This is a genomic window from Mycobacterium deserti, from assembly GCF_025345615.1.
Classification (GTDB): Bacteria; Actinomycetota; Actinomycetes; order Mycobacteriales; family Mycobacteriaceae; genus Mycobacterium; species Mycobacterium deserti.
Genome location: NZ_JAODWD010000003.1, coordinates 585,573 through 610,850, shown reverse-complemented (window position 1 = coordinate 610,850; position 25,278 = coordinate 585,573). Strand labels below are relative to the sequence as shown.

Genomic DNA, 25,278 nt, shown 5'->3' with positions numbered 1-25,278 from the left:
CGCTAGATGACGAAACGACCGCTGCGGCCGCCTGCGGCGACCTCGGCCAGGAGTTCGTTGACTCGGCGCTTGGATTTGCCGAAGCCGCGCACCTTTTCGCGTCCGACCTCGCGTCCGTCGCGTTCGATCACCACCGCCCACCGAACGCCGAGACATTTGCCCAACAACCAGAACGGCCAGAGCGCCAGAAAGACCGCTCCGATCACCAGCTCGAAAAGGTCGGTGAAATCGGTCACGTCACCGGGGAACGGCCACCAGTCGCGATACACGTTCCAGACTGTGCCGTTGAGATCTGTCAGTACCGCCACCCGCCTATTCTGCTTGCCACCGCCCGAGATCCGGGCGTTTACCGGACTTTGGCCGCGTCAATGTGACGACCGCGGCGATGGACGCTACCGTCGCCAGAGATCCCGACCCCGACCCGTGGGAGCTGAACTCACACGATGCCCGTCGAGAACGAGCTGCAGTCCGCCACCAATCTCGCTGTGACACTGGCCTGGACCGTCGGCGCCGTCACCGGTGCCTACCTGCTGGGGGTGCTGCTGACGTGGGTGCTGAGCCGGGCGAGCCGCCGCAGCGCGGTGCTCAAGGACATCGAAGCGCTGACCCGCAAACCGCTGCGGGTGGGTTTGATGATCTTCGTCGCGTCGATCGCGGTCAAGCGAACGTCCGACGGGGCGGACTCGTGGCGTCCGTGGGTGGACCACACACTGCTGATCCTGATGATCGCCGCGGCCACGTGGTTGCTGACCGGCCTGGTGCGGGTCGCCGAGCGGCGCATGATCTCCCGGTTCGGTGGCGGCGGCGAGGAGATCTCCGACGCCGACCGCCGGTGGCGGCGCGTCCGCACTCAGGTCACCGTGCTGCGCAGGCTGGCCATTGCCGTGGTCATCGTCTTCGGCGGCGCGGCGATACTCATGACATTCCCGTCGTTCTCCAACATCGGCACAACGGTGTTCGCGTCGGCCGGTGTGCTGTCCGTCGTCGCTGGCCTCGCCGCGCAGACCGCGCTCGGCGCCATGTTCGCCGGCATGCAGATCGCGTTCTCCGGCGCCATCCGGGTGGGTGACGTCGTCCAGCTCGAGAACGGTCAATGGTGGGGCCGCATCGAGGAGATCACGCTGAGCTACGTCGTGGTGCGCCTATGGGATGAGCGCCGACTGGTTCTGCCGTGCACCTACTTCACCACCGAACCGTTCGAGAACTGGACTCGCAGCGCCACCGAGATCATGGGCACCGTCGAGTTCGACGTCGACTTCTCGGTCCCGTTCGGCGACATGCGTGCCGAATTGGACCGCCTGCTGACCGAAAACGAGTTGTGGGACGGTCGCAGCGGCGTTCTGCAGGTGACCGACGCCGTCGGCGGAGTGGTCAGGGTCCGCATCGTGGTCAGTGCACCGAACGCCGGCGCACTGTTCGACCTACGGTGTGCGGTGCGCGAAGGCATGGTCGACTGGGTACGGCGCACTCGGGTACTGCCGACGCAGCGCATCGAGAACTTCGAGGCGGCGCCCGAACAGCCGGCGCGAAGCAGGAGTGCCGATGAGACGTTGCGGGTCTCGTCAGGTCTGTTCTCCGGCAGCCCGGAGGCCGACGAACGCGCTAAGGCCTTCGATGACCACCTCGGCGATCACGACGACGAGTTGGCCCGGTCCCGCAACGGCAGGCGCTAATCGCCGTCGAGTTGTGCGGCGACGTCGTCGGAGATCTCGATGTTGGTGTAGACGTCCTGCACGTCGTCGAGGTCCTCGAGCGCGTCGACCAGCTTCATGATCTTGCGCGCGCCGTCGGCGTCGAGTGGGACGGTCACCGACGGCTCGAAGCCTGCCTCCGCGGACTCGTAGTCGATTCCCGCTTCCTGCAGCGCGGTGCGCACCGCCACGAGATCGCCCGGCTCGCAGATGATCTCGAACGTGTCATCCAGATCGTTGACGTCCTCAGCGCCGGCCTCGAGCACCGCCGTCAACACATCGTCTTCAGTCAGTCCGTTCTTCTCCAGCGAGATCAATCCCTTGCGGGAGAACAAATATGACACAGAACCCGGATCGGCCATGTTGCCGCCGTTGCGTGTCATGGCGACACGCACCTCACCGGCGGCACGGTTGCGGTTGTCGGTCAGGCACTCGATGAGCACCGCGACGCCGTTGGGTCCGTAGCCCTCGTAAGTGATGTTCTGGTAGTCGGCGCCGCCGGCTTCCTCACCGCTGCCGCGCTTGCGGGCCCGCTCGATGTTGTCGTTGGGTACCGACGACTTCTTGGCTTTTTGAATCGCGTCGTAAAGCGTCGGATTGCCGGCCGGGTCCCCACCGCCCACACGCGCGGCGACCTCGACGTTCTTGATCAGCTTGGCGAACATCTTGCCGCGGCGTGCATCGATGACGGCCTTCTTGTGCTTTGTGGTGGCCCACTTGGAATGGCCGCTCATGCAGCTACAACTCGCTTTCTGTGTTGCAAAGTCAGTAGATGAGTCTACGTGGACCGATGAGCGCTACCGAACCGCCTCGGGCGGCGTGAGGGCCACGATCCGGTAGCCGATGCCGGCAGGCCAACCGAGGTTGCCGCGGATGTGCAACTGGATCCAGGTCGGCGCCCCGGACGGATCGTCGGTGAAGATCGCGGCCGCACGGACGACGGCGTCGTGCTCTCCGCCACTGGCGCGCAGCGTGACCGACGCCGACAGCGTGGCGTCGCCCAGACCGCTTCGCTGGTACGGCAGGCTGTCCGGCACGAAGAACGACGTCGAGAAGGCGCTGTTGCGGATGCCCCACGGCGCGTTCCGGGGCCGGCTCAGCGACCCACTGCGGATGACCGGCTTGCCGTCGAACCACGCCGTGCCCGCGTATTCCGTGTGACGGGCCTCCCTGCCGTCGGGAAGCCGGACCACAGTGTCGATGCGCGGTTGGGTTTCGACCTCGACTGTCGTCATGTATCGATCTCAGCAGCTGTTAGCTCAGACACAACCCTTCTGCACCGAACTTACTCCAGAGTAAGATCATGGGCATGTCCTTTTCGCTGGAGCTCTCTCCTGACCTGGTCCATATCCGCGACTGGGTACATGAATTCGCCACTGACGTGATCCGGCCCGCTGCGGCGGAATGGGACGAACGCGAAGAGACGCCGTGGCCGATCATCCAGGAGGCCGCCAAGGTGGGCCTCTACTCGATGGAATTCTTCGCCGAGCAGGCCGGCGAGCCGTCGGGCCTCGGCATGCTGGTCGCATTCGAGGAGATGTTCTGGGGCGACGCAGGCATCGCGCTGTCGATCCTCGGTACCGGTCTGGCCGCCGCGTCGCTGGCGGCTAACGGCACTCCGGAACAGATGGGTGAGTGGCTGCCGCAGATGTTCGGCACCGTCGACGATCCGAAGGTCGCGTCGTTCTGTTCCTCCGAGCCCGGCGCCGGCTCCGATGTCGGCGCCATCCTCACGCGGGCGCGCTACGACGAGGCCGCCGACGAATGGGTGCTCAACGGGACCAAGACCTGGGCCACCAACGGCGGCATCGCCGAGGTGCACATCGTCGTGGCGTCGGTCTATCCCGAACTCGGCACCCGTGGGCAGGCGACGTTCATCATCCCGCCGAACACGCCCGGCTTCCGGCAGGGCCAGAAGTTCCTCAAGCACGGCATCCGGGCGTCGCACACCGCCGAGGTGGTGTTGGACGACGTCCGCATCCCGGGCCGCCTGATCGTCGGCGGCAGGGAGAAGTTCGAAGAACGGATCGCCCGGGTCCGCGAGGGCCGGAAGTCCAAGGGCCAGGCAGCGCTGGCGACCTTCGAGCGGACCCGCCCCACTGTCGGCGCGATGGCGGTCGGTGTCGCCCGCGCCGCCTACGAGTACGCCCTGGAATACGCACTGCAGCGCGAACAGTTCGGCCGCAAGATCGGCGAATTCCAGGCGATCGCTTTCAAGCTGGCCGACATGAAGTCACGCGTCGACGCGGCGCGACTGCTTGTGTGGCGCGCCGGCTGGATGGCCCGCAACGGCAAGACTTTCGACAACGCCGAGGGCTCGATGGCCAAACTCGTCGCCAGTGAGGCCGCCGTCTACGTCACCGACGAGGCGATCCAGATCCTCGGCGGCAACGGCTACACCCGCGAGTACCCGGTCGAGCGAATGCACCGCGACGCCAAGATCTTCACGATCTTCGAGGGCACCAGCGAGATCCAACGGCTGGTGATCGGTCGCGCGGTAACCGGCCTACCCATCCGCTGACCCAGGCCGGCAGCAGGCCGTTGATCGACGACTATCCAGTTTGCGGTCCGGCGCCCGCGGGCTAGCTATTTCGGTGCGCAAACCGTCGCTCAGCGATCGTCAGCGCGCCGAAATCACCACTTAGAGCGAGTCGACGAACAGCTTGTGGACCCGGCGGTCGCCGGTCACCTCGGGGTGGAACGAGGTCGCGAGCACCTTGCCCTGCCGCACCGCCACGATGTGACCGTCCGCTTCCCCGAGCACCTCGACGTCGGGACCGACCCGTTCGACCCACGGCGCGCGGATGAACACCGCGTGGACCGGCCCGTCGAGACCGCCGAACGCGATATCGCCCTCGAAGGAGTCGACCTGACGACCGAAAGCGTTGCGCCGCACCGTCATATCGATGGCCTTGAGCGGCGTGGCCTCGCGTCCGGCGGCGCCGGCGTCGAGAATCTCGGTGGCAAGCAGGATCATGCCCGCACACGACCCATATGCCGGCATGCCCTCGGCCAAGCGTGACCGCAGCGGTTCGAGCAGTTCGAATTCGCGCAGCAGATGGCTCATCGCGGTGGACTCACCGCCCGGAATCACCAGCGCGTCGACGGCCTCAAGTTCCTCCACCCGGCGGACGGTGGACGCCTCGGCTCCGGCCTCGCGCAGGGCCGCGAGGTGTTCGCGGGTATCCCCCTGCAGCGCAAGGACTCCGACGTGCGGCGAACTCACGGCGTGTAGTCGCGCTTGTAGCGGGTCAGCCCCTCCTGCATGACCGCCGCCACCATCTCGCCGTACTGGTTGAATATCTTGCCCTGGCACAGCGAGCGACCGCCCGAGGCGGACGGCGACGACTGGTCGTAGAGCAGCCATTCGTCGGCGCGGAACGGGCGCATGAACCACATCGCGTGGTCCAGGGAGGCGACCTGCAGATGCTTGCGCTCGCGCGCATGGTGCACCTGCGCCGAACCGAGCAGCGTGAGGTCGCTCATGTAGGCCAGCGCGCAGATGTGCAGCACATGGTCGTCGGGCAGCGGGTCGCGATGCCGGAACCACACCTGTTGCTGAGATGCCTTGCCGGGCAACCGCGTCAGCTTCTCCTGCGGAACGATGCGCACATCCCATTCGGCGAACTGGTTGAAGCCCGCGTCGTCGAAGGCCTTGATCTCGGTGAGCCCGGGACAATCATCCGGCGGCGGCGCCGCTGGCATGGCGTCCTGGTGGGTGATGCCGCTCTGGTCCGACTGAAAAGACGCCGACATCGAGAAGATGGTCTCGCCGTGCTGGATCGCGTTGACTCGTCGTGTCACGAATGACCCGCCGTCGCGCAGCCGCTCGATGGTGTACACCGTTGGCGCCTTGGCGTCACCGGGTCGCAGGAAGTACCCGTGCAACGAATGCACCTGGAATTCCGGCTTGACCGTGCGCACCGCCGAGACCAACGACTGACCTGCTACGTGCCCGCCGAAGGTGCGTTGCAGGAAGCCCGACTCCGGACTGAACACGCTTCCGCGGTAGATGTTGACCTCGAGTTGTTCGAGATCAAGGATCTGTTCGATCGCCATTATTTCGGTTCTTCGCGCAAGCGGCTCATCACAGCAGCAAGTCTTACCAGCCGCGTTCGGCGAGCCGATGCGGGGCCGCGACGTCCTCCACGTTGATGCCGACCATTGCCTCACCCAGCCCGCGTGACACCTTCGCAAGCACGTCGGGGTCGTCGTAGAAGGTCGTGGCTTTGACGATCGCGGCGGCGCGCGCTGCCGGATCGCCGGACTTGAAGATTCCCGACCCGACGAACACACCTTCTGCGCCGAGTTGCATCATCATCGCCGCGTCGGCCGGGCTGGCGATCCCACCGGCCGTGAACAACGTCACCGGCAACTTGCCGGCCCGGGCCACCTCGACGACGAGATCGTAGGGCGCCTGCAATTCCTTTGCCGCGACGTATAACTCGTCCTCGGACAGCGACGTGAGACGACGGATCTCGCCGCCGATCTGGCGCATGTGTGTGGTCGCATTCGACACGTCACCGGTACCGGCTTCGCCCTTGGAGCGGATCATCGCCGCACCTTCGGTGATGCGTCGCAACGCTTCACCGAGATTGGTCGCACCGCAGACGAACGGCACGGTGAACTTCCACTTGTCGATGTGGTGGGTGTAGTCGGCGGGCGTGAGCACCTCGGACTCGTCGACATAGTCGACGCCGAGGCTCTGCAGGATCTGCGCCTCGACGAAGTGACCGATGCGAGCCTTGGCCATCACCGGGATCGTGACCGCGGAGATGATGCCCTCGATGAGATCAGGATCACTCATCCGCGCGACGCCACCTTGGGAGCGGATGTCGGCGGGCACGCGCTCGAGCGCCATGACCGCGACGGCGCCCGCGGCCTCGGCAATGCGCGCCTGCTCCGGGGTGACGACGTCCATGATCACGCCGCCCTTGAGCATCTCTGCCATTCCGCGCTTCACCCGGGCGGTACCGGTCTGGGTCACCGACCCTGTGTCAGGTGCGGTATCCACTGCTATCTCCTCCGAATCGCTACTGATCCAGTCTAATGGCGGCGGCAAATCCGATTATTCCGCACATCAGCGGATCGATTGCAGCTGCCGCCGCGGTGCTCCGCCCCGCGCGTCGGCCAAGGCGTTGGCCTCTGCCAGTAGCTCGCCGAGCTGCAGCGGGTAGACGGTTTCCCCGTTGGCAACGAGCTCGCCGATCATTGTCGCATCACACCAGCGGTGCCCGTGAATGTAGGACCGCTCCAAGCCGGTGCGGCCGGCGGCCGAGGGCTCGAACCGGGTGGTCCGGTGGATGAAATACATCTCTTCGCTGCGGACGACGGCGCCGTTGAAGTCGATCACCGCGTCGCGCCGCCACACCGGTCCGATCATGTCGTCCGTGGTGACGCGCAGCCCCGTCTCCTCTTCGAGTTCCCGCACCGCGGCCTGCGCCAGCGTCTCGCCGTGTTCGGCCGCGCCACCGATGGTGAACCACCAGCGCGGTGCCGGGCCGTCGGAGTCTTCGTCGAACGCCGGATCTGACCCACAGAACAGCAGAACCGCGCCGTCCTCGTCGAGCAGCACGACGCGCGCCGACAACCGACGGCTCACCGCCGACGTGGCCTCGACGCGCTCCGCGATCTCGAAATAGGTTGGCAGCGCTGCGGTTCCGCCGAGCCGAAGGAGGCGCACCGCCGGACGCTCACGCAACGCCAGCGTGTCGCGGACTGCGTCGTTGTGGAAGCGGCGCGCCAACAGCACCCGCGCCTCCGCATCGGCCAGTTCGGCGACCAATGCGACCGGTAGCGAACCGGGATCGACCGCGGCCAATGCCGCGGTGAGCTCGTTCTCGGCGGCCTCCCGCGCCGGGCGTCGGGCACGTTCGGCGGCGTCGGCCAGGGCCGCCAGCCGCTTGCCTTCCGGCGCGCGGCCGTAGGCGTCGACCGCCACCGCGCGCGCGACGACCGCTCTGCGGGCCAGCGCGCCGTCGAGCGCCTGCCACGACAGGTCGTAGCGCACATGCAGCCGGTCCAGCCGGTTGGCGGTCTGGTACGCCCACGCGCCGACGGCAAGCAGCGCGAGCAGCAGGACGACGAGCGAGACAACGACGACCCAGGTCATCGGGGCTCCCCGGTCATCACGCTGCGCGCGCCGCCCGCCACGCGGACCTTCGCGCCCGCCCCGGCGACGGTCTCGTAGACCCGCATGATCTGTCCGGCGACGACTGACCAGTCGTATCGGCGCACGGCGTCGGTCGCGTGCGCGATGTAGCGCTCGCGGGTGGCGTCGTCGGCCAGCACCTCGATCAGACCGTCGGCCAGACCGTCGGCGTCATCGACCGGAACCAGCCGTCCTGCCGTGCCGTCGGCCAGCACCCGCCGGAACGCGTCGAGATCGCTGGCCACCACCGCGGTGCCCGCGGCCATCGCCTCGACGAGCACGATGCCGAAGCTCTCGCCGCCGAGGTTCGGCGCGCAGTACACGTCGGCGCTGCGCATGGCCGACGCCTTCTGCGCATCGTCGACCTGACCGAGGAAGCGCAGGTGCCCCGCCATGGGGCCGGCCTTCTCGCGCAGTTCGTCCTCGTCGCCACGGCCCACGATGAGGATCTCGATGTCGGGAAACCGCTCGGCGAGCGTGGGCAGGGCCCGCAGCAAGACCGCGATGCCCTTTCGCGGTTCGTCGAACCGGCCAAGGAACAGCACCGACCTGCCTGCCCGCGGGTATCCGTCGAGACGCGGCGCGTCGGCGAACGAGGCCACGTCGACCCCGTTGGGAATTTCGACGGCGTCGCTGCCCAGTGCCTCCATCTGCCAGCGCCGCGCTAGGTCGGACACCGCGATACGCCCGACGATCTTCTCGTGCATAGGACGCAGAAACGGCTCGAACACGCTGAGCGTCAACGACTTGGTGGTCGACGTGTGGAACGTCGCGACGATCGGTCCCTCGGCGATGTTCAGTGCGAGCATCGACAGACTCGGCGCGTTGGGCTCATGCAGATGCAGGACGTCGAACTGCCCCTGCATCAGCCACCGCTTGACCATTCGGTGGGTGGCAGGACCGAACCTCAGCCGCGCGACCGAGCCGTTGTAGGGAATCGGAACGGCCTTGCCGCCGGACACCACGTAGTCGGGCAGTGCGCCGTGCGCGTCAGAAGAAGTCGGTGCCAGCACGCTGACCTCGTGGCCGCGGCCATGCATGACCTCGGCCAGCTGCAGCACATGCGACTGCACCCCGCCGGGCACGTCGAACGAGTACGGGCAGACCATGCCGATACGCATCAGCGTGTCTCCAGCTGAGCGCGGCGTTCCTTGGACAGATCGGCCAGCCACTGCGGCTGCATCATGTGCCAATCCTCGGGATGCGCGGCGATGTTCTCGGCGAACTTGTCCGCGAGCGCCTGCGTGACGACGCCGACGTCGCCCGAGGAGACGTCGAGTTCGGGATACACCCTGATCCCCCAGCCGTCACCCTCGTACCAGCAGTGCACCGGCAGCAGGGCTGCACCGGTCGCGATGGCCAACTTCGCGGGCCCTGCCGGAAAGCGGCTCGGTTCACCGAAGAAATCGACCGGCACTCCATTACGGCTCATGTCGCGGTCGGCCATCAGGCACACCAGCTTGTTGTCCCGTAGCCGCTCGGTCAGCACCTCGAACGGGGGCCGCTCACCGCCGGTCGTCGGAATGATCTCAAAGCCGAGGCTCTCGCGGTAGGCGACGAAACGGTGATACAGCGACTCGGGTTTCAGCCGCTCGGCGACGGTGGCGAACGTGCCGTAGTTCTGCACCAGCCATACCCCGGCCATGTCCCAATTGCCGCTGTGCGGCAGCGCAAGGATCGCGCCGCGCCCCTCGTCCAATGCCGCCCACGCGCGGTCGATCTCCACCACGTCGAGTTCGCGGCCCAGCGCTTCGTGATCCATGGTCGGTAACCGAAACGCCTCCCGCCAATACCGGCCGTAGGAGGCCAACGAGGCGCGCATCAGCCCGTTGGGCACCTCGGCGGGTGGCACACCGATGACCCGGGCCAGGTTCCTGCGCAACTGCTCAGGCCCGCCGTTACGACCTGCGATGTATGCGCCTACGTCGAATGCGTTGCGCGCCAGAAGGTCCGGCATCGCACGGACGAACTGCCAGCCGGCTGCATACCCCCAGTCGGCGATCCGCCCGCCGAACGAGATGCCCGACGCCGGCTCTGAGGCGGCGGCTGTCACGCCTCGGGCTCCTCATCGCCGGCTGAGTTGTCCGGCTTGACAAGTGGATCCATCGCGCGCGGCGAGGTTCGGACGGAGTGCAGCCGCTGCCCGACGGTGATCAGGCTCGCGACCGCGAGCGACCACATCGCGACGTGTATCAGCCACGGCATGTGCAGGAACGGCAGGCCGGACAGCCCTGCGCCGAGCAGCACAATGCCGAGGCGCTCGGGCCGCTCGATGAGGCCACCCCCGCCGGACAGACCACTGGCCTCGGCGCGGGCCTTGACGTAGGAGATCACCTGCGAGGTGACCAAACAGATCAGCGTCGCCACCACCAGCGACGGGCTGTCGAGCCCGAACACTGCCCACCACAGCAGCCCGCAGAAGATCGCACCGTCGCCCATCCGGTCGCAGGTGGCGTCGAGTACCGCGCCGAATCGGGTGCCGCCGCCGCTCTCGCGAGCCATCGCACCGTCGAGCATGTCGGCGAGCGCGAAGATCCATACGGTGAACGCGCCCCACCACAGCTGCCCCATGGGGAACAGCGTCAGCGCGGCCAGCACCGACCCGGCCGTGCCGAGGATCGTGATGCTGTCGGGGGTGAAGCCGGCCCGCAGTGCCGCCTTGGCGACCGGCCTCGACAGCTTCTCGTAGGCGGCCCTGGTCATCAGGTAGAGGTTGCTCACGACTGGTTCGCCCACTCCGTGGAGAGCAGCTCACGCGTCTCGCGCAGCAGCTGCGGCACGACCTTGGAGCCGCCGATGATGGTGATGAAATTGGCGTCGCCGCTCCACCTCGGCACCACATGCATGTGCAGATGTTCGGCCAGCGAGCCGCCTGCGGACTTGCCGAGGTTCAACCCGACGTTGAAACCGTGCGGGCTCGAGACGGCTTTGATGACTCGAATCGTCTTCTGCGTGAACGTCATCAGTTCGGCGCTCTCGTCAGCGGTGAGGTCTTCCAGCTCAGCCACCCGCCGGTAGGGCACCACCATCGAGTGGCCCGGGTTGTACGGATAGAGGTTGAGCACGACGTACACCGTTTCGCCGCGCGCGACGACCAGGCCGTCCTCGTCGGACAGGGTAGGGATCTCGCTGAACGGCTCGCTGGACTTGTCCGAGGCCGGGTTCTTCATCGGCGACTCGGCGATGTAGGTCATGCGGTGCGGCGTCCACAGCCGTTGCAGATGGTCGGGGTCACCAGCGCCGCGGTCGACTATTGATCGCTCTTCGCGCAAGCGCTCATCGCCGATCGCGTGGTCGTCCTTCGCAGTCACGACGAGTTGCCCGCCTTGAGCAGTTCGGCTGTGGGAGTCGAGTTTTCGCGGGCCGCAATCCATTGCAGGATCAGGTTGACCGCTTCGTCGCGCGGCACACCGTTGAGCTGAGTACGGTCGCCGAAGCGGAAGCTGACCGCGTCGGCTTCCACGTCGCGGTCACCCGCGACCAACATGAACGGCACTTTCTGGTTCGTGTGGTTGACGATCTTCTTGGCCATGCGGTCGTCGCTGCTGTCCACTTCGGCCCGGACGCCGTGCGTCTTCAGTTGTGTGGCAAGGCCGTTGAGGTACGGAATGTGGTCGTCGGCGACGGGGATCCCGACCACCTGGATCGGCGCCAGCCACGCCGGGAATGCGCCGGCGTAATGCTCGGTGAGGATGCCGAAGAACCGCTCGATCGACCCGAAGAGCGCGCGGTGGATCATCACCGGTCGCTGCCGGCTGCCGTCGGCGGCGGTGTATTCCAGCTCGAAGCGCTCGGGAAAGTTGAAGTCGAGCTGAATCGTCGACATCTGCCAGCTGCGGCCCAGCGCGTCCTTGACCTGTACCGAGATCTTGGGTCCGTAGAACGCCGCGCCTCCCGGGTCGGGCACCAGGTCGAGGCCGGAGGCGGCGCCCACCTCGGCGAGCACGCCGGTGGCCTCCTCCCACAGCTCGTCGGAGCCGACGAACTTCTTGGGGTCCTTGGTCGACAGCTCAAGGTAGAAGTCGGTCAGGCCGTAGTCGCCGAGCAGCGCGAGCACGAAGCGCAGCAGTGAGCTCAACTCGTCGCGCATCTGGTCGCGGGTGCAGTAGATGTGCGCGTCGTCCATCGTCAGCCCGCGCACCCGGGTCAGCCCGTGCACGACGCCGGACAGCTCGTAGCGGTAGACGGTGCCGAATTCGAAGAGCCGCAGGGGAAGTTCCCGGTAGGACCGCCCGCGCGACCGGAAGATCAGGCAGTGCATGGGGCAGTTCATCGGCTTGAGGTAATAGTCCTGGCCGGGCTTGCGCACGGTGCCGTCGTCGTTGAGCTCGGCGTCGAGGTGCATCGGCGGGAACATCCCGTCGGCGTACCAGTCGAGGTGGCCGGAGATCTTGAACAGCTCCGCCTTGGTGATGTGCGGGCTGTTCACGAACTGGTAGCCGGCCTCGATGTGCTTGCGCCGCGAGTAGTCCTCCAACTCGCGGCGGATGATTCCGCCCTTGGGGTGGAAAACCGCCAGGCCCGAACCGATTTCGTCGGGGAAGCTGAACAGGTCGAGCTCGGCGCCGAGCTTGCGGTGGTCGCGCCGCTGCGCCTCCTCGATCAACTCGAGATGGTGGTCGAGGGCCTCCTGCGACTCCCATGCGGTGCCGTAAATGCGCTGGAGGCTGGCGTTGTCCTGATTACCGCGCCAGTAGGCGGCCGAGCTACGGGTCAACTTGAACGCGGGGATGTAGCGCGTCGTCGGGATATGCGGCCCGCGGCACAGGTCGCCCCAGATGCGTTCGCGCGTTCGTGGGTTGAGGTTGTCGTAGGCGGTGAGCTCTTCATCAGAGCCGGGGGGGCCGACTTCCATCACCTCGGGGTCGCCGGACTTGTCGTCGACCAGTTCGAGCTTGAACGGCTCGCGCGCCAACTCTTCGCGCGCTTGTTCTTTGGACTCGTAGACCCGCCGGGAGAACAGCTGGCCCTCTTTGACGATCTGGCGCATGCGCTTCTCCAGCGCCTCCAGATCCTCCGGGGTGAACGCGCGTTCCACGTCGAAGTCGTAGTAGAAGCCGTCGGTGATGGGCGGACCGATGCCGAGCTTGGCCTCGGGGAACATGTCCTGCACCGCCTGGGCCAGCACGTGCGCGCACGAGTGCCGGATGACGCTGCGACCCTCGTCGGTGTCTGCGGCCACCGGGACGACCTCGACGTCGCTGTCGGGCACCCAGGACAGGTCGCGCAGGCGGCCGTCGGCCTCGCGGACGACCACGATGGCGTCCGGCGCGCCGCGACTGGGCAGGCCGGCGTCACGGACCGCCGCCCCGGCGGTCGTCCCGGCAGCGACCCGGATCGGGGCTGCTGGGGCGGGGCTGGCGGGCGCGCTCATCGGGATGTCTCCAGTTCGTTCATCGGATGCAGGACGCGACCATGCTATCGGTGCGAGCGGTCAGTCACCGATGCCGATCGGACTGTTCAGCCACTCGTATTGGAGCCCGACCACTTCGGCCGTCCAGTCGAGAGCGCCTAGCAACCACAGCGTCGCCGCCACGATGAGCGCGGTGAGAACCCCGCCGAGAATCTGGATGATGGCGGGCTGGCGATGGAACCACTCCATCGCCTTGTCGTAGCGTTCCTTGGCGTAGGCCAGCAGCCGACGTGCCCAGTCGAACTCGGTGGCCAGAATGCCCAGGCCGATGAACACGATGGCCCACCCGGGACCCGGGTACGGGATCGCCAGGATGCCGACGACGAAGACCGCCGTACCGATCACGCCCACCACGATGCGGTAGACGAAATCGGCCGTCGGACGTTCCCGCAGCCGGTCGCGCCAGCGCTTCCAGCGCCTCTTGACGTCGGCGGCGTTCAAGGCTGTCCCGGCTTGAGTTTGACGAACAACGCGTGGGCCTCGGCGAGCACGGTCTCGCCGTCCAGTACCCGGCCGGAGACGAAGATCTTGCGGTCTTCGATCCGGTCGACACCGGCTTCGACCTGGTATTCGTGTTCGACGAGCGCGATCTTGCGGTAGTCGACGTGCAGGAACGCGGTGCGCTGGGCCTTGCTGCCGCTGAGCATGAACGCGGTGAAGCCCAGTATCGAGTCGAACAACATGGCCACCGCGCCGCCGTGGGCGGCACCGTTGCGGCCCAGGTGAAAGCGCCGGAACTGTGTCGTGCCGCGGACGCGCTGGTCGTCGGTGACGCGCAAGTCGAGCGGAACAGCCAAGACGTTGCCCCGGTTGGGCAGATCCATCCGGCGTCCCGACGGTGACGCCCATTCGTCGGCGTAATACGGCGCCAGCAGCTGCGACACCTTCTCCACCAGGTCAGCCGCTTCGGTGATGACCTCGTCGGGCGCGTCGGCCGCGCGGGCGTGGTCCTGCAGCGTGCGGACCGCCTCGATGAACCGGCCGTAGTCCGGTCCGCCACGCGTGGTCGGGACAGGCGGATTGAATCCCCCGCCGGGAGGCGCCTGCTGCTCGATGGTCACCCGACCACCGTATTAGCTTCCTGTGCCCTAGGCGGACCCGGCTTTGCTCAGCGTCGCGAATTCCTCGTCCGACAGCTCGATCTCGGCGGCCGCGACGTTCTCCTCCAGGTGGTTGACCTTCGACGTCCCGGGGATGGGCAGCATGACCGGCGAGCGTTTCAACAGCCACGCCAGCGCGAGCTGGGACGGGCTCGCGTGGTGCTCGGCGGCGATGCGCTGCAGCGGCCCGTCGGGCGCGGCCAGCGGCCCGGCGGCCAACGGGAACCACGGGATGAACCCGATGCCCTGGGCTTCGCAGGCCTCCAGCACTGGTTCTGCGGTACGGACGGTCACGTTGTACATGTTCTGCACCGACACGACGGTTGCGGTCTTCTGGGCGGCCGCGAGATCGTCGGCGGTGACCTCGGACAGACCGATGTGGCGGATCTTGCCCTCCTGCTGCAAAGCGACTAGCTCGCCGAGCTGATCTTCGGCGGGGAACTTCGCGTCGATGCGGTGCAGCTGGAACAAGTCGATGGTCTCCACGCCGAGACGGCGCAGGCTCATCTCGCATTCCTGGCGCAGGTACGCCGGAAAGCCGAGCGGCGTCCAGTCGTCGGGTCCGGTGCGCAGAAGCCCCGCCTTGGTCGCGACGACGACGCCGTCATAGGGGTGCAGGGCCTCGCGGATGAGTTCCTCGGAGACGTACGGACCGTATGAGTCGGCGGTGTCGATGAAGTTGACGCCGAGTTCGACGGCGCGGCGCAGCACCCGGATGCATTCGTCGCGGTCGGTCGGCGGGCCCCACACTCCCTTTCCGGTCAGCCGCATCGCGCCGAACCCGAGACGGTTGACCGTCAGATCGCCGAAGGTGAATGTGCCAGATGCCTGTGCGACGGGAGAATTCATTTCTCCGACCGTACGCCGGTGACGTGTTGAGGGGCGATATGGTCTGGCCCGGTGAAACTGAGCGATTTGACGGCCTTGCCGCTGACCTACCCGGAGGTGGGCGCCACGGCGGGCCCGCTGCCCGCCGGCTACCACCATGTGCGGAAGTCGGCCGTCATCGGCTACGGCAGAAGCCGCTTCTCCGAAGCGGCGGCGGCAGGGATGCGCTGGGGCATGCTGCGCGGCGCGGGGGTACGAGTCGCGGCGACGACCGAGCTTGCGGAGGCGGGGTCGGAGGTGATCGTCAACCTCGGCCCGGTGCAGGCGCCGTGTCGGGTGGTCTATGTCGTCGACGAACCTGACCGTCGCGGCTTCGCCTACGGGACGCTGCCCGGCCATGCAGAGTGCGGTGAGGAACTGTTCCTGGTCCGCTACGACCCGGCCACCGAGCAGGTCTATGCCGAGGTGACCGCCTTCTCGCGCCACGCGACCTGGTGGAGCCGGTTGGCCTCGCCGGTGACGTCGATGATCCAACGGGTCGTCACCGAGCGATACCTTCGGGCGCTGTAGCCGGAACGGCCTCGGCGACGCCGCTTCGAGCCGCACGGTCCAGGTGATACGACAGGATCGCCAGAGCGAACAGGCCCACCGACAGGCCGAGGAGCGCGCCGAAACCTTCGGTGGCGAAGTCGACCAGCGCGTTGAGCAGTGTGAACGTCAATGCCGCGTTGCGCAGCCACTGCAGCGGCCCCACCCCGTCATTGCGCCGCCGGGCGATCATCGCGGGCAGTGCCATGCCGAGTGTCAGTGCCGCGCTGACGAACAGGATCATCGTGGCGACGCTGAGGCCGGCGAGTTCGATGCGGACGTCGTGGTCCTCGTAGAGGTAGCCGCCCAGTGCGGCGCCGAGGGCGCCCAGAGCGGCGCTGAAGAAGGAACCGACGACCAGCATCCAGCCCACCACCGCCACCCACCGCGGGCTGCGGAAGAAGTCGGGAATCAGCGTGATGGCGCGGCGCTGTGCGGAGTAGAGCCGATCTGTTGCGGAGTCCGCCGAAAGTAACAGCGCCTCAACGTGTTTCACGTCAGCAGGGTCCACTTCCCCTTCTCGTGCCCGATCCAGAAGACTCAGACCGAGTTCGCGGCGACGGGCAGCAAGTCCGCGCGCGATGCCGTCGGCGGCGATCGCGGCCGCCGAGGCCAGGCACTCGCGGGCGTCGAGGGGCCGGAAGTCCCGCATGATGCGGGCGCCGACGAGCAGGACGGCCACCAGGATGTACATGATCTCGGCGGCCGGGCCGTAAAAGTAGTCGTTGTCCTTGGTGACGAACTTGCCGACCTCGTCGAGGAACAGCCCGAATCCGATGCCGCCCAGGACCACGCAGAGCACCCGCGGGCCGAAGCCCAGCGTCGCCCAGCCGATGATCAGGGCCAGCATCATCAGGGCACCGCCGTAGAGGGCGTGCGCAATGTGCAGGTCGCCGCCGCCGATCTGCGGATATCCCGTCAAACGTAGGTAGAGCCGAGTGATCAGGATGGTCGCGATCGCAATGATGACGAATGCCTCGGCCAGGCCTGGCCCGGCGGCGTTTCGCGTCAGCGTGTGGCGGCGGGTGTGACGTGGTTGATCCATAGCTCCTCCGCTGTGAGCAGCGCGTAGTCTTGGACAACCTAACGAAGGAATCACGAATGGTGACGGTGAACGAGCCCAGTGTCGTAGAAGCTACTCACCTGCGCATTGCCGAGCTTGTGCAGCGGTTATACAGTCGCCCCGAGGCCGATTCGGACACCGTGATCGCCGAACTCGCCGAGCATGCGGCCGTCGAGATTCCCGGCGCCCAGTACGCAGGCATCACCGTCACCCGCAACGGCAAGCACATCGACACCCCTGCCGCGACGCACATGTGGCCGGTGCTGCTGGACAAGGTCCAGCAGCGCCATCAGGAGGGCCCGTGCCTCACCGCGGCCTGGGAAGAGAAGACCGTCCATGTCGCCGACCTCGAAATAGACGAGCGGTTTCCGCGGTATCGGCAGGACGCTCTGGCCGAAACGCCGATCCGGTCGATCATGGCTTTCCAGTTGTTCATCGCCGGCGAGACGATGGGCGCGCTCAATGTCTATGCCGAACAACCGAATGTGTTCGGCGCGGAATCGAGGACTCTGGGGCTGATCTTCGCCGCGCACTCGTCGGTGGCGTGGAGCTCGGCGCGCCGCGACGAGCAGTTCAAGCGGGCGTTGGCCAGCCGAGACACCATCGGCCAGGCCAAGGGCATGATCATGGAGCGCTACGGCGTCGACGCCGTCCAGGCTTTCGAGGTCTTGCGCAAGCTGTCGCAGGACTCGAACGTGCCGCTGCACCGCATTGCGACCGACCTGGTGTCGAGGTCACACCGAAACGGCGGGTAGCGCGTCAGCCGGCCAGCCCGAGGGTGTTGTTGAGCCACGCAAGCACCGGTGGGGCAACCTCGTCGACCGCAGACCCCGCGATGATCCAGTGCGGGAGGCCGGGGTGCACCTGGTGCTCGGCGTTGTAGCGCGCGGCGATACGACGCGAAATCCACTGTGCGACATTGCGATCCTGGCCCGCACTGACACATAGCACCGGGCACGTCACGTCGGACGCGTTCACCCGGGTCGACGACGCCCCGAGCGCCATCTCGCGAAAGACGCGGCCCGAGTCGCGTACCAGCTTCGGGATCAGCTCATCCTGCTCGGCGGTGGGCAACGTGCTCAGCGGTACTTCGCGCATGGTTCGCGCAGGCGGAAGGAAGGGCTTGCCCGCCAGGATGCGCGGCAACAGCGGCAACAAATACGGCATGCCGCGAAGTTGGGTCCACAGCACTCCCGGCGGGATCGACGCGAGCAGCACCGCGGCGCGGGGTGTGCGAGCAGCCGCCAGCTTCTGGGTCAGCAGGCCGCCCATGCTGTGGCCGATCACGATGGGCGGTGTGCCCAGTCGGTCGTAGGCGGCCAGTGCGACCTCGAAGCAGTCCTCGATGCCGGTGCGTGCCAGCACCTCGTCGCTGGTGGGGTCTCGACCCGGCAGCGTCGGGACGTGGCACTCGAATCCGGCGGCGCTGAAGAACTGCGTCCACGGCTGCAACAGCGAGGGCCGGCCGAATACACCGTGCACGAAGAGGATGGGCGGTCTGGCGTCTGCCGTTGGCACGCGGACAGTATTCCGGATCGGAAAATAGTTGCCATTCCCTCAGAGGTAAGCGCCGCCTGACTTTGGTTTCCCCGACCCCTGGTGTTTCGGCCGGTCGCACCGGGGGCATCCGTGTCGCGACAATGCAAATGCAAGTCAGAAGTTGGGTCAGTGATGAGTGTGGATAGCAAACCCGCCGCGAACGCTTCAATCGGTGAGTTGATGAGCCAATTGTCGTCGCAGACGTCTCGGCTCGTCCGCGACGAAATGCGATTGGCGCAGAAGGAGTTTCACGAATCCGTCAAGCACGCCGGAATCGGGGCGGGCTTGTTCAGCGTCGCGGGACTTCTGGCGTTCTTCGGTTTTGCGACAGTGCTCACCGCGGCCATCGCGGCCTTGTCGCTGGTGCTGCCGGTGTGGGCGGCGGCGCTGATCGTCGGCGCCGTGTTGTTCATCGGCGCAGGCATCGCGGCGCTCGTCGGGCGTAACCAAGCGCAGGAAGCCACGCCCGCGGCACCGCGGACCGTTGAGACAGTCAAAGCAGACATCCAGGAACTGAAGGACGCGCGCAAATGACCGCAGCTAATCCCGGCCGCCCCGAGCCGGGGCCAGACGCCGACATCGACGACATCGAAGCCGATATCGAGCAAACACGTACCGAGCTCGGCGAGACGGTCCAGGCGCTGCAGGACAAACTCGACGTCAAGGGTCGCGCGACCGATAAGGCCACCGAGACCAAGCAGGCCGTTGTCGAGAAGGCCGCCGAGACCAAGCAGGCCGTCGTCGAGAAGGCCGACACCATCAAGCATGCGGCGACCGACAATCCGAAGCGCTCGGTACCGGTTGCCGCTGTGGTGCTGATCGCGCTGGCAGTTGGCGTCCTGATCTGGCGGCGGCGGCGCTAGAGTTCAGTACGCGCCCCTTCAAGTAGAACCGCCGTACCGCCGATTTGCGCCCTTTGCGTTTCACCTGCCCGCATGGGTTCTCAGCAAATGCATGCTGGGGGGTCTCTGTGAGGATTACCGCCTCGAGCAACCTTCGATACCGGCTAGTATTTAGCTGTTCGAGTTTGCTCTGATAGCGAGATCCTGGTCTCGGAGGCGGCTGATGGCGCGACTGATTGCGTGGTGGAATCAACCCGATCAATTCGAATGGGTCACTGACTTCCTCCGCCGGCGTGGCCTCCTGCGTTCCGCACAGATAATCATGGCCATCGTCGCGGCCTCCTCGAGTCTGGCGCCGCTGGCCGTGCTTGGCCAGCAGCACCGCAACCCAGTGGTGTCTTTGACGATCGGCATCACGGGAGCCGCGTTCTGCATGTGGATGATGTGGTTCTGGCTCTCGCGATGGCCGACCCGTCGACAATCCGAGCTGACCGCCGCTCTGGGGGCGATCTGCGTCGCTACCTGGAGCTTGGGCCAGCCGAGTCCTGCGGTCGCCGCTCTGGGGTGTACCGCCTTGGCGGTCACCGGTGGGTACATCGCGTTCTTCCACACCAACAAGCTCCTCTTGTTCAACTTCGCGATCGCCGTCGCGGCCGCCGTAGCGGCGGGGGTCCGACTCGCCGAGCAGACCAACATTGCGACTGCGCTCGCCGCCTTCTGGTTGATATGGTTGTTGAATAGCGCAGTCCCCCTGGGCATTCGGGGAACCACCCTCGCAATGAGCCAGTACGCGGTGCGCTCGGACGAAGACCCGCTGACGGGGCTGCTGAACCGGCGCGGTTTCGACGAGGCTGTCGGCGGCGTGCTGGCCGGCGCCAGGCCGGGCGACACCCACCTGGCAGTGCTCATGGTGGACCTCGACGACTTCAAACGCATCAACGACAGCCAGGGCCACGCCGCCGGAGACCGGGTGCTGCTGGCGGTGTCGAACCTTCTGCGCCAACACATTCCATCCGCAGGCGCGATCTGTCGCGCCGGAGGCGAGGAGTTCCTCATCGCGCTGACGGTCCCCTCGCGCGACGCATCGTCGGTCGCCGCGCTGCTCTGCCAGGCGATCGCCCGGCTGTCACACTCGGTGACCGCCAGCGTTGGTCACGCGACCGCCGAACTGCATTGCGTCGACACGTCGCGCGGGGCCATCCACGACCTCATCGACGCAGCCGATCGTGCCATGTACGCCGCGAAGCGCAGTGGCGGAAACCAGGTCGCGCAGCATCAATTCTGATGTCCGGATCGCACTGTCGTGGGCCGCATACTTACTGACATGGAGAAGTCGGTGACCGACACACGGCCGCGGAGTCCCGGCGACGGAGTGGGAGCGGTGTTGCTGCTGTTCGTGCACGCCGGACTTGCGCTGTTTCTGCTGTTTCTCAACATCGGCATCGCGATGAGCACCGATTCGTGCGGCTACGTCGAATGCGGCAACGAGGACTGGATATTGGTCGCGATGTTCCTTGGCACGTGGGTCAACGGGGCGTTCCTGCTCTTCGACATCGTTATCGCGATCGTGTTCATGGCCAAGAGACGGCGTGCTGTCATGGTCCCGGCGATCGGCTGCGCGGCTCACGTCGCGCTCATCGGCGGCGCTTTCGCGGTTGCCTCGTTGGCGGGGCCCGTATCCGGCTGAATGTTGTGGTAAGCCGGGGTGCGGGTGTCATGATCGGTGTAGTACTCCCCAGCCCGCCGGCGGCTTTCCGGCCATCCTTCACGGCATGGCCGACGGCGTTGGCGGTGTCATTGTAGTACCTGATCGACCAGCGTGAGAGCTTCGCGATCGTCAACACGTCGATCACCGCCGCTCGCCGAGATCGCCTGTGGCACAGAGTTCGAGGCGGCACACGATTGTGTGCTGCTTCCAACGTCGCACACCTTGTGCAGGTGTGCCATACCGATTGAGAGCGAGTTGCACTAGTTGCTATGTAGCGCAACGTATTTGGCTGAGTAGTTCATGATAGGACGTGACTTGTCGAGAATTTGGATGGGACGCCGATGCCGCGGCAGCGGTGCCGTCACCGCGTGCCTCGATCGCGCTGCACTGGCCGGCGACGCCGATGATGCCCGTCAAGTGTCGTGACGAGTTCCGCATCGCGGCGGCGATGTCACTGTTGCCAGTACCGCCTCCTGTGTTTCCTGGGCAAGACACCCTGGCTCCTCGATAAGCGCCCGCCTGGTTGTCCGTGACGTGACCGGTGCGACGAACTGGCATCGGCTTCGTCGAAAACCGTAGAGCCGGCCGTTCACCTAAGCGCCGCCGTTGCCTGGAGTGCCGGTGTTGCCGGGGCTCCCATTGCCGCCGGCACCTGCGGCGCCGCCGGCACCTGCGGCGCCGCCGTTGTTGGTCTCAGCGCCGGTCGCGTCGCCGCCGTCGCCCCCGTCACCACCGTCACCGCCGGCGAATCCGCCGCCGCCGCCGGTACCGCCGCCGCCGCCGGTAGCGGTAGTGCCCTCGTCGTCGTACATCGTCGACGCGCCGCCGCCGTCGCCTCCGGCGCCGCCGGTGCCCCCGGAGACACCGCCGACACCACCGGCCCCACCGGTGCCGCCGGTGGCATCTCCGGCGATGGTGCTGGCGGCCCCGCCGGCACCGCCCGCGCCGCCGTCCTCTGAGCCGCCGCCGGACCCGCCGGCCCCACCGGCACCGCCACTGGCGTCTGCAAAGGCGCTACCTGACTGGCCGCCAAAGCCGTCGCCGCCATCGCCGCCGGTGCCGCCGACATCACCCGATGAGTTGCCGCCGGCACCACCGGTCCCGCCGGTGCCGCCCCCAGCGCCGCCGCCGTCACCGCCCTGGCCGCCGTCACCGCCGGTGACACCCGATCCACCGGCGCCACCGGCACCACCGGTGCCGTTCACACCGGCTGAGGACCCGTTGCCGCCGGAGCCGCCGGAGCCGCCGTCACCGCCGAAGATGCCGGCGTTGCCGCCGCGACCGCCCGCCGCGCCGACGGCGTCAGTTTCGTCGTCGAAGTTTGTGTTGATGTCGTTGCCGCCGTTGCCGCCGTTGCCGCCGTTGCCGGAGAAGATCCCGCCGTTGCCGCCGGGTCCACCGGCGGTGGCCGCGACCCGATCGCCGTCCTGGTTGGTGAACGCGTCCACGCCGTTGCCACCGTTGCCACCGTTGCCGAACAGCCCAGCGTTGCCGCCCGCGCCGCCGTTGGCGCCCGCGCCGCCGTTGCCGAAGAAGATGCCGCCGGCGCCGCCGTTGCAGGCGGCGCCGGTGCAGTCCGCGGCGGCGTCGGCGCCGTTGCCGATGAACAATCCGATCAGCGCACCGATCAGGTCGGGGTTCGCCGCAGCGAGGTTGGGCGCGGCCGCTGCTCGGGCCAAACCGGGCGACGCCGCACCCGAGGTCGCATCTCCACCCGCGGATCGGCCGTTGTCAGGAGTGTTCGGACTGAACAGACTCGGCAGCGACGTCGACCCATCCGAGGCCGTCGAGGTCATGGGGGCGCGTCCCGAAATGAACGCGTTGAGCACCGCGCCGGCCTGATCGGTGGCCAATGACGCACCGCCGGAGGGCCGTTGCAGACCCCCGCCGCTGCTGCCGGCGGAACTGCTCGAGCCACCCACGGGCCACCAGGGCACCGTCACCGCCGCCGGCATTACCGCGGCCGTCCTGAGCGCCGGTGCGTCGAACCCCTCAATGTCGACGCCCCCGCCGGCGCCGGGTGTCCCGGACAAATGCGAGACCAGCAGCACGCTGGCGCCCACGATCACCACCCCCGTAGTGAGCATGGGCGCCACCGCCGACCACGGCCGCAACGCGGTGTTACCCCTGCTTCGATGGCGACCCGCCTCTGTGTGGGCGCGGTCTCTGCCTGGTCCGGCCATCTCTAACTCCCCATATCGCCCGGCAACCTCCCCGATCGGAAGGATGATTATGTTTGCTATGCCAAGCATCTACCGGCGGGCTCTCCTGCGCACCGGCAGCGTGTCACTCAGTGAAACGTTTCAATTCGTATGCGTGCGGCGGCGACCAATTCAGCGCGGATCGCCGTTGTCAGCGGTCGGCCAGGTGTACCCAATGCCTGTGCGCTGATTGAAGATCGGCGCGTTCCACATATCCAGATTTTCTTCGCATGACAACGAACGGATTTCGTGCTGCAGGAGCAGAGCCGATCGCATCAGAGCGGCCCCGACACCGCGTGCCTCAATCGCGCTGCACTGGCCGGCGACGCCGATGATGCCCGCCAGGTCTCCTGCCGAGTTCCGCATCGCGGCGGCGATGCAACTGTTTCCCAGCACCGCCTGCTCCGTTTCCTGCGCATAACCGGAGTCCCTGGCTGCCTCGATCAGTGCTCGCAGCCGCGACTTGTCGATGACGGAGTAGCGAGTCATCGGCGGAAACTGGCTTGCGAGAACCTGCTCGGCCAGTTCCGCATCGTGAGCGGCCTGCATTCGACCCGAGGCGAGCAGCACCATTCCCGGACCGATGGCCGAATAGGTCAACCACGGCTTTCGCATCCCCTCGAGATGGGGTCTGGCGAATGCCGCGCCGGTCATCGTCAGTTGTCCCTGATTCATCGTGGCGACCCAAGCCGTCTGTCCACGCGTCCTGGAATGCAGATCCTGTAGATACGGCTGGACCGTCACTGCGAATCCCTGCCGGTGCGCCGACCGAACTCCATGATCGATCAGCCGCTGGCCAGGCATGTAGCCATCCGGGGTCTGCTCGAGCATGCCACGCTCAGCGAGAGCGTTAGCGATGCGTCGCACCGTGGGCTTCGGCATCCCGGTGCGCCGGGTGAGCACTGCAAGCGGAAGCGGCCCGTTGGCTTCGACGACGCAGTCCAGGATCGCCACCGCGCGGCCCAACACAGTGTGATCGTCGGCCAAGAGATCCTCCCCGAACCCATCGCGTCGCCGCGCCCGAACCCGCGATCTGTTGGTCGGACACTCGGGGTCTGCTGCTCGACGCGGCCCGCAAACCAGAGGTTAGGCGCCTGCGCGGTCTACGAAATCAGTTTTCCCTCTTTTCGGCTACCGTGACCGCGCACATCTATACCGACATGTACGACGACTTGCTTGACAATGTGGGTTCGGCTTTCGACGCGCTCGATGACCGTCCGGCATACGAGCACTATCAGTTGGCCCTATTTTGGCCCAATAGAACACCTTGAAAGGGTGGAGTTAGGGAGTCTTGCGTCCGGAGTCAGCCGCCGAAGCTGAGGTAATTCTTTGTGGTCCCGACTGGGATCGAACCAGTGACCTTCCGCGTGTGAGGCGGACGCTCTCCCCCTGAGCTACGAGACCGGGGTGCTCGACCCGACAGGCCGAACGACGTCGAAGACTAGCACGATCGCGGCATTTGACCCGAACTCGCGGGGCGGTCGGCCGACGCGCGTGAACGGTCGCGATCTCGCGTTTCGTGCGGCCCAGGCTGGTTGCCGGGCTATGGTCGCGCGGTGGCTCACCGCGTTCGGCAGCTCGGGGCCGTGATTGCCGGGACCGCCGCGGCCGTCGCGCTGGCAGGCTGCGGCGAGCCGCCTCGCGTCGTGGCTGAGAGTGTCACGTCCCAAACCGCTTCGCACAAGGACAAGACACCCGGCCCGACAGCTGTCCAGCGGGAGGTGCAGGAGCTGACCGGCTTCATCTCCCCGTCGGGCAACGTCGCCTGCATGCTGGACGCCACCTGGGCCCGCTGCGACATCATCGACCGCAACTGGTCGCCGCCACCCCGACCGCCGGACTGCGAGTTCGACTATGGGCAGGGAATCTCGCTGGCGCCCGGTGAGCGGGCTCAGTTCGTCTGCGCCGGCGACACTGCCTTCGGAGCGGATCAAGTTCTGCCGTACGGGGAGTCCATCGCCGCCGACCGCCTGCGCTGTGAAAGTGCCCAGTCCGGCATCACCTGCCTCGATAGCGAATCGGGCCACGGCTTCTCGATATCACGAGAGGCATATCGAGTCTTCTGACGGTCGACGGGCTGGACGACGAGTCGGGCGTCGACGAAATTTGTGCGGCCACGCTTGAGTGGACTATCGTCGTCCTTCGCGACGGGCG

28 protein-coding genes and 1 tRNA gene are annotated in these 25,278 nt (G+C 66.8%); 9 read left to right on the top strand and 20 right to left on the bottom strand.

The window, feature by feature from the left end; all coding sequences use genetic code 11:
- Window positions 1–2 precede the first annotated feature (2 nt).
- Window positions 3–308 carry a hypothetical protein gene (locus tag N4S67_RS14420; RefSeq protein ID WP_260993652.1) on the bottom strand — a complete coding sequence of 102 codons (306 nt, stop codon included), beginning with the start codon at window positions 306–308 and terminating at the stop codon, window positions 3–5.
- Between the two features lie 135 nt (window positions 309–443).
- Between N4S67_RS14420 and N4S67_RS14415 the strand changes: the two genes are divergently transcribed.
- Window positions 444–1,673 (top strand): mechanosensitive ion channel family protein, encoded by a 1,230-nt coding sequence (locus N4S67_RS14415; RefSeq protein ID WP_260993651.1) that lies wholly within the window; start codon window positions 444–446, stop codon window positions 1,671–1,673.
- Here N4S67_RS14415 and N4S67_RS14410 read toward each other — a convergent pair.
- Both N4S67_RS14410 and N4S67_RS14405 read right to left on the bottom strand, forming a co-directional pair.
- A complete protein-coding gene (locus N4S67_RS14410; RefSeq protein WP_260993650.1) occupies window positions 1,670–2,425 on the bottom strand; it encodes a YebC/PmpR family DNA-binding transcriptional regulator in 756 nt (251 codons plus the stop codon). The two genes, N4S67_RS14415 and N4S67_RS14410, sit on opposite strands and share 4 nt — an antisense overlap.
- 63 nt (window positions 2,426–2,488) lie before the next feature.
- Window positions 2,489–2,926, bottom strand: a complete 438-nt coding sequence (locus N4S67_RS14405; RefSeq protein ID WP_260993649.1) for a hypothetical protein — start codon at window positions 2,924–2,926, stop codon at window positions 2,489–2,491.
- A 74-nt stretch (window positions 2,927–3,000) separates the two neighbouring features.
- On the opposite strand from N4S67_RS14405, the gene N4S67_RS14400 reads away from it, so the two are divergent.
- Entirely contained in the window at window positions 3,001–4,212 is a 1,212-nt protein-coding gene (locus tag N4S67_RS14400) for an acyl-CoA dehydrogenase family protein (protein ID WP_260993648.1), read from the top strand.
- Between the two features lie 120 nt (window positions 4,213–4,332).
- Here the strand turns inward: N4S67_RS14400 and pdxT are convergent, their stop codons facing one another.
- The 12 genes from pdxT to N4S67_RS14340 all read right to left on the bottom strand — a co-directional run bounded on the left by pdxT (window position 4,333) and on the right by N4S67_RS14340 (window position 15,204).
- Window positions 4,333–4,917 (bottom strand): pyridoxal 5'-phosphate synthase glutaminase subunit PdxT, encoded by a 585-nt coding sequence (gene pdxT, locus N4S67_RS14395; protein WP_260993647.1) that lies wholly within the window; start codon window positions 4,915–4,917, stop codon window positions 4,333–4,335.
- Window positions 4,914–5,750 (bottom strand): acyl-CoA thioesterase II, encoded by an 837-nt coding sequence (tesB, locus tag N4S67_RS14390; protein ID WP_260993646.1) that lies wholly within the window; start codon window positions 5,748–5,750, stop codon window positions 4,914–4,916. Before tesB ends, pdxT begins: the two co-directional genes overlap by 4 nt.
- 43 nt (window positions 5,751–5,793) lie before the next feature.
- Complete coding sequence (pdxS, locus tag N4S67_RS14385; protein WP_260993645.1) at window positions 5,794–6,705, bottom strand: pyridoxal 5'-phosphate synthase lyase subunit PdxS; 912 nt, start codon at window positions 6,703–6,705, stop codon at window positions 5,794–5,796.
- Window positions 6,706–6,771: 66 nt separating this feature from the next.
- Complete coding sequence (locus tag N4S67_RS14380; protein ID WP_260993644.1) at window positions 6,772–7,803, bottom strand: NUDIX hydrolase; 1,032 nt, start codon at window positions 7,801–7,803, stop codon at window positions 6,772–6,774.
- Window positions 7,800–8,963 (bottom strand): glycosyltransferase family 4 protein, encoded by a 1,164-nt coding sequence (locus tag N4S67_RS14375; protein WP_260993643.1) that lies wholly within the window; start codon window positions 8,961–8,963, stop codon window positions 7,800–7,802. Before N4S67_RS14375 ends, N4S67_RS14380 begins: the two co-directional genes overlap by 4 nt.
- Complete coding sequence (locus N4S67_RS14370; protein WP_260993642.1) at window positions 8,963–9,895, bottom strand: phosphatidylinositol mannoside acyltransferase; 933 nt, start codon at window positions 9,893–9,895, stop codon at window positions 8,963–8,965. The genes N4S67_RS14375 and N4S67_RS14370 overlap by 1 nt, the downstream gene beginning before the upstream one ends.
- Window positions 9,892–10,563: a phosphatidylinositol phosphate synthase gene (gene pgsA / locus N4S67_RS14365; RefSeq protein WP_260993641.1), complete on the bottom strand. Its 672-nt coding sequence runs from the start codon at window positions 10,561–10,563 to the stop codon at window positions 9,892–9,894. Before pgsA ends, N4S67_RS14370 begins: the two co-directional genes overlap by 4 nt.
- Window positions 10,560–11,153, bottom strand: coding sequence for an HIT family protein (locus N4S67_RS14360; protein WP_260993640.1), 594 nt, complete (start codon window positions 11,151–11,153; stop codon window positions 10,560–10,562). The genes pgsA and N4S67_RS14360 overlap by 4 nt, the downstream gene beginning before the upstream one ends.
- A complete protein-coding gene (gene thrS, locus N4S67_RS14355; protein ID WP_260993639.1) occupies window positions 11,150–13,216 on the bottom strand; it encodes a threonine--tRNA ligase in 2,067 nt (688 codons plus the stop codon). The genes N4S67_RS14360 and thrS overlap by 4 nt, the downstream gene beginning before the upstream one ends.
- Before the next feature lie 60 nt (window positions 13,217–13,276).
- Entirely contained in the window at window positions 13,277–13,696 is a 420-nt protein-coding gene (locus N4S67_RS14350; RefSeq protein ID WP_260993638.1) for a TIGR02611 family protein, read from the bottom strand.
- The gene (locus N4S67_RS14345) at window positions 13,693–14,316 is read right to left on the bottom strand and encodes a PaaI family thioesterase (RefSeq protein ID WP_260993637.1); all 624 of its coding nucleotides are present in this window, start codon (window positions 14,314–14,316) and stop codon (window positions 13,693–13,695) included. The genes N4S67_RS14350 and N4S67_RS14345 overlap by 4 nt, the downstream gene beginning before the upstream one ends.
- 27 nt (window positions 14,317–14,343) lie before the next feature.
- The gene (locus tag N4S67_RS14340) at window positions 14,344–15,204 is read right to left on the bottom strand and encodes an aldo/keto reductase (RefSeq protein WP_260993636.1); all 861 of its coding nucleotides are present in this window, start codon (window positions 15,202–15,204) and stop codon (window positions 14,344–14,346) included.
- Window positions 15,205–15,255: 51 nt separating this feature from the next.
- Here N4S67_RS14340 and N4S67_RS14335 point away from each other — a divergent pair, with 51 nt between their 5' ends.
- A complete protein-coding gene (locus N4S67_RS14335) occupies window positions 15,256–15,753 on the top strand; it encodes a DUF1990 domain-containing protein (RefSeq protein ID WP_260993635.1) in 498 nt (165 codons plus the stop codon).
- Here N4S67_RS14335 and N4S67_RS14330 read toward each other — a convergent pair.
- On the bottom strand, window positions 15,725–16,816 hold the full coding sequence (locus N4S67_RS14330) for a hypothetical protein (protein WP_260993634.1): 1,092 nt from the start codon (window positions 16,814–16,816) through the stop codon (window positions 15,725–15,727). The two genes, N4S67_RS14335 and N4S67_RS14330, sit on opposite strands and share 29 nt — an antisense overlap.
- A 56-nt stretch (window positions 16,817–16,872) precedes the next feature.
- Between N4S67_RS14330 and N4S67_RS14325 the strand changes: the two genes are divergently transcribed.
- The gene (locus N4S67_RS14325) at window positions 16,873–17,589 is read left to right on the top strand and encodes a GAF and ANTAR domain-containing protein (RefSeq protein ID WP_390893365.1); all 717 of its coding nucleotides are present in this window, start codon (window positions 16,873–16,875) and stop codon (window positions 17,587–17,589) included.
- A gap of 4 nt (window positions 17,590–17,593) precedes the next feature.
- Here the strand turns inward: N4S67_RS14325 and N4S67_RS14320 are convergent, their stop codons facing one another.
- Entirely contained in the window at window positions 17,594–18,352 is a 759-nt protein-coding gene (locus N4S67_RS14320; RefSeq protein ID WP_260993633.1) for an alpha/beta hydrolase, read from the bottom strand.
- Window positions 18,353–18,505: 153 nt separating this feature from the next.
- Here N4S67_RS14320 and N4S67_RS14315 point away from each other — a divergent pair, with 153 nt between their 5' ends.
- The 4 genes from N4S67_RS14315 to N4S67_RS14300 all read left to right on the top strand — a co-directional run bounded on the left by N4S67_RS14315 (window position 18,506) and on the right by N4S67_RS14300 (window position 20,902).
- A complete protein-coding gene (locus N4S67_RS14315) occupies window positions 18,506–18,907 on the top strand; it encodes a phage holin family protein (protein ID WP_260993632.1) in 402 nt (133 codons plus the stop codon).
- Window positions 18,904–19,236 carry a DUF3618 domain-containing protein gene (locus N4S67_RS14310; protein ID WP_260993631.1) on the top strand — a complete coding sequence of 111 codons (333 nt, stop codon included), beginning with the start codon at window positions 18,904–18,906 and terminating at the stop codon, window positions 19,234–19,236. The genes N4S67_RS14315 and N4S67_RS14310 overlap by 4 nt, the downstream gene beginning before the upstream one ends.
- Window positions 19,237–19,438: 202 nt before the next feature.
- Window positions 19,439–20,500: a GGDEF domain-containing protein gene (locus tag N4S67_RS14305; protein WP_260993630.1), complete on the top strand. Its 1,062-nt coding sequence runs from the start codon at window positions 19,439–19,441 to the stop codon at window positions 20,498–20,500.
- 51 nt (window positions 20,501–20,551) lie between these two features.
- Window positions 20,552–20,902, top strand: a complete 351-nt coding sequence (locus N4S67_RS14300; protein WP_260993629.1) for a hypothetical protein — start codon at window positions 20,552–20,554, stop codon at window positions 20,900–20,902.
- A gap of 614 nt (window positions 20,903–21,516) precedes the next feature.
- Here N4S67_RS14300 and N4S67_RS14295 read toward each other — a convergent pair.
- The 3 genes from N4S67_RS14295 to N4S67_RS14285 form a co-directional block, all read right to left on the bottom strand.
- Window positions 21,517–23,010 carry a hypothetical protein gene (locus N4S67_RS14295; protein WP_260993628.1) on the bottom strand — a complete coding sequence of 498 codons (1,494 nt, stop codon included), beginning with the start codon at window positions 23,008–23,010 and terminating at the stop codon, window positions 21,517–21,519.
- Between the two features lie 246 nt (window positions 23,011–23,256).
- On the bottom strand, window positions 23,257–24,111 hold the full coding sequence (locus tag N4S67_RS14290) for an IclR family transcriptional regulator (protein WP_260993627.1): 855 nt from the start codon (window positions 24,109–24,111) through the stop codon (window positions 23,257–23,259).
- Window positions 24,112–24,456: 345 nt separating this feature from the next.
- Window positions 24,457–24,528 (bottom strand) — tRNA-Val (locus N4S67_RS14285).
- Between the two features lie 152 nt (window positions 24,529–24,680).
- On the opposite strand from N4S67_RS14285, the gene N4S67_RS14280 reads away from it, so the two are divergent.
- Entirely contained in the window at window positions 24,681–25,190 is a 510-nt protein-coding gene (locus N4S67_RS14280) for a DUF6636 domain-containing protein (protein ID WP_260993626.1), read from the top strand.
- The last annotated feature ends 88 nt before the right edge of the window (window positions 25,191–25,278 follow it).

Bases quoted from the DNA above. Each gene is read 5' to 3' on its own strand.
- N4S67_RS14415 (WP_260993651.1), top strand. From the start codon at position 444: ATGCCCGTCGAGAACGAGCTGCAGTCCGCCACCAATCTCGCTGTGACA.
- N4S67_RS14410 (WP_260993650.1), bottom strand. From the start codon at position 2,425: ATGAGCGGCCATTCCAAGTGGGCCACCACAAAGCACAAGAAGGCCGTC.
- N4S67_RS14405 (WP_260993649.1), bottom strand. From the start codon at position 2,926: ATGACGACAGTCGAGGTCGAAACCCAACCGCGCATCGACACTGTGGTC.
- N4S67_RS14400 (WP_260993648.1), top strand. From the start codon at position 3,001: ATGTCCTTTTCGCTGGAGCTCTCTCCTGACCTGGTCCATATCCGCGAC.
- tesB (WP_260993646.1), bottom strand. From the start codon at position 5,750: ATGGCGATCGAACAGATCCTTGATCTCGAACAACTCGAGGTCAACATC.
- N4S67_RS14380 (WP_260993644.1), bottom strand. From the start codon at position 7,803: ATGACCTGGGTCGTCGTTGTCTCGCTCGTCGTCCTGCTGCTCGCGCTG.
- N4S67_RS14375 (WP_260993643.1), bottom strand. From the start codon at position 8,963: ATGCGTATCGGCATGGTCTGCCCGTACTCGTTCGACGTGCCCGGCGGG.
- thrS (WP_260993639.1), bottom strand. From the start codon at position 13,216: ATGAGCGCGCCCGCCAGCCCCGCCCCAGCAGCCCCGATCCGGGTCGCT.
- N4S67_RS14340 (WP_260993636.1), bottom strand. From the start codon at position 15,204: ATGAATTCTCCCGTCGCACAGGCATCTGGCACATTCACCTTCGGCGAT.
- N4S67_RS14330 (WP_260993634.1), bottom strand. From the start codon at position 16,816: ATGGATCAACCACGTCACACCCGCCGCCACACGCTGACGCGAAACGCC.
- N4S67_RS14325 (WP_390893365.1), top strand. From the start codon at position 16,873: ATGGTGACGGTGAACGAGCCCAGTGTCGTAGAAGCTACTCACCTGCGC.
- N4S67_RS14315 (WP_260993632.1), top strand. From the start codon at position 18,506: ATGAGTGTGGATAGCAAACCCGCCGCGAACGCTTCAATCGGTGAGTTG.
- N4S67_RS14310 (WP_260993631.1), top strand. From the start codon at position 18,904: ATGACCGCAGCTAATCCCGGCCGCCCCGAGCCGGGGCCAGACGCCGAC.
- N4S67_RS14305 (WP_260993630.1), top strand. From the start codon at position 19,439: ATGGCGCGACTGATTGCGTGGTGGAATCAACCCGATCAATTCGAATGG.
- N4S67_RS14295 (WP_260993628.1), bottom strand. From the start codon at position 23,010: ATGCTCACTACGGGGGTGGTGATCGTGGGCGCCAGCGTGCTGCTGGTC.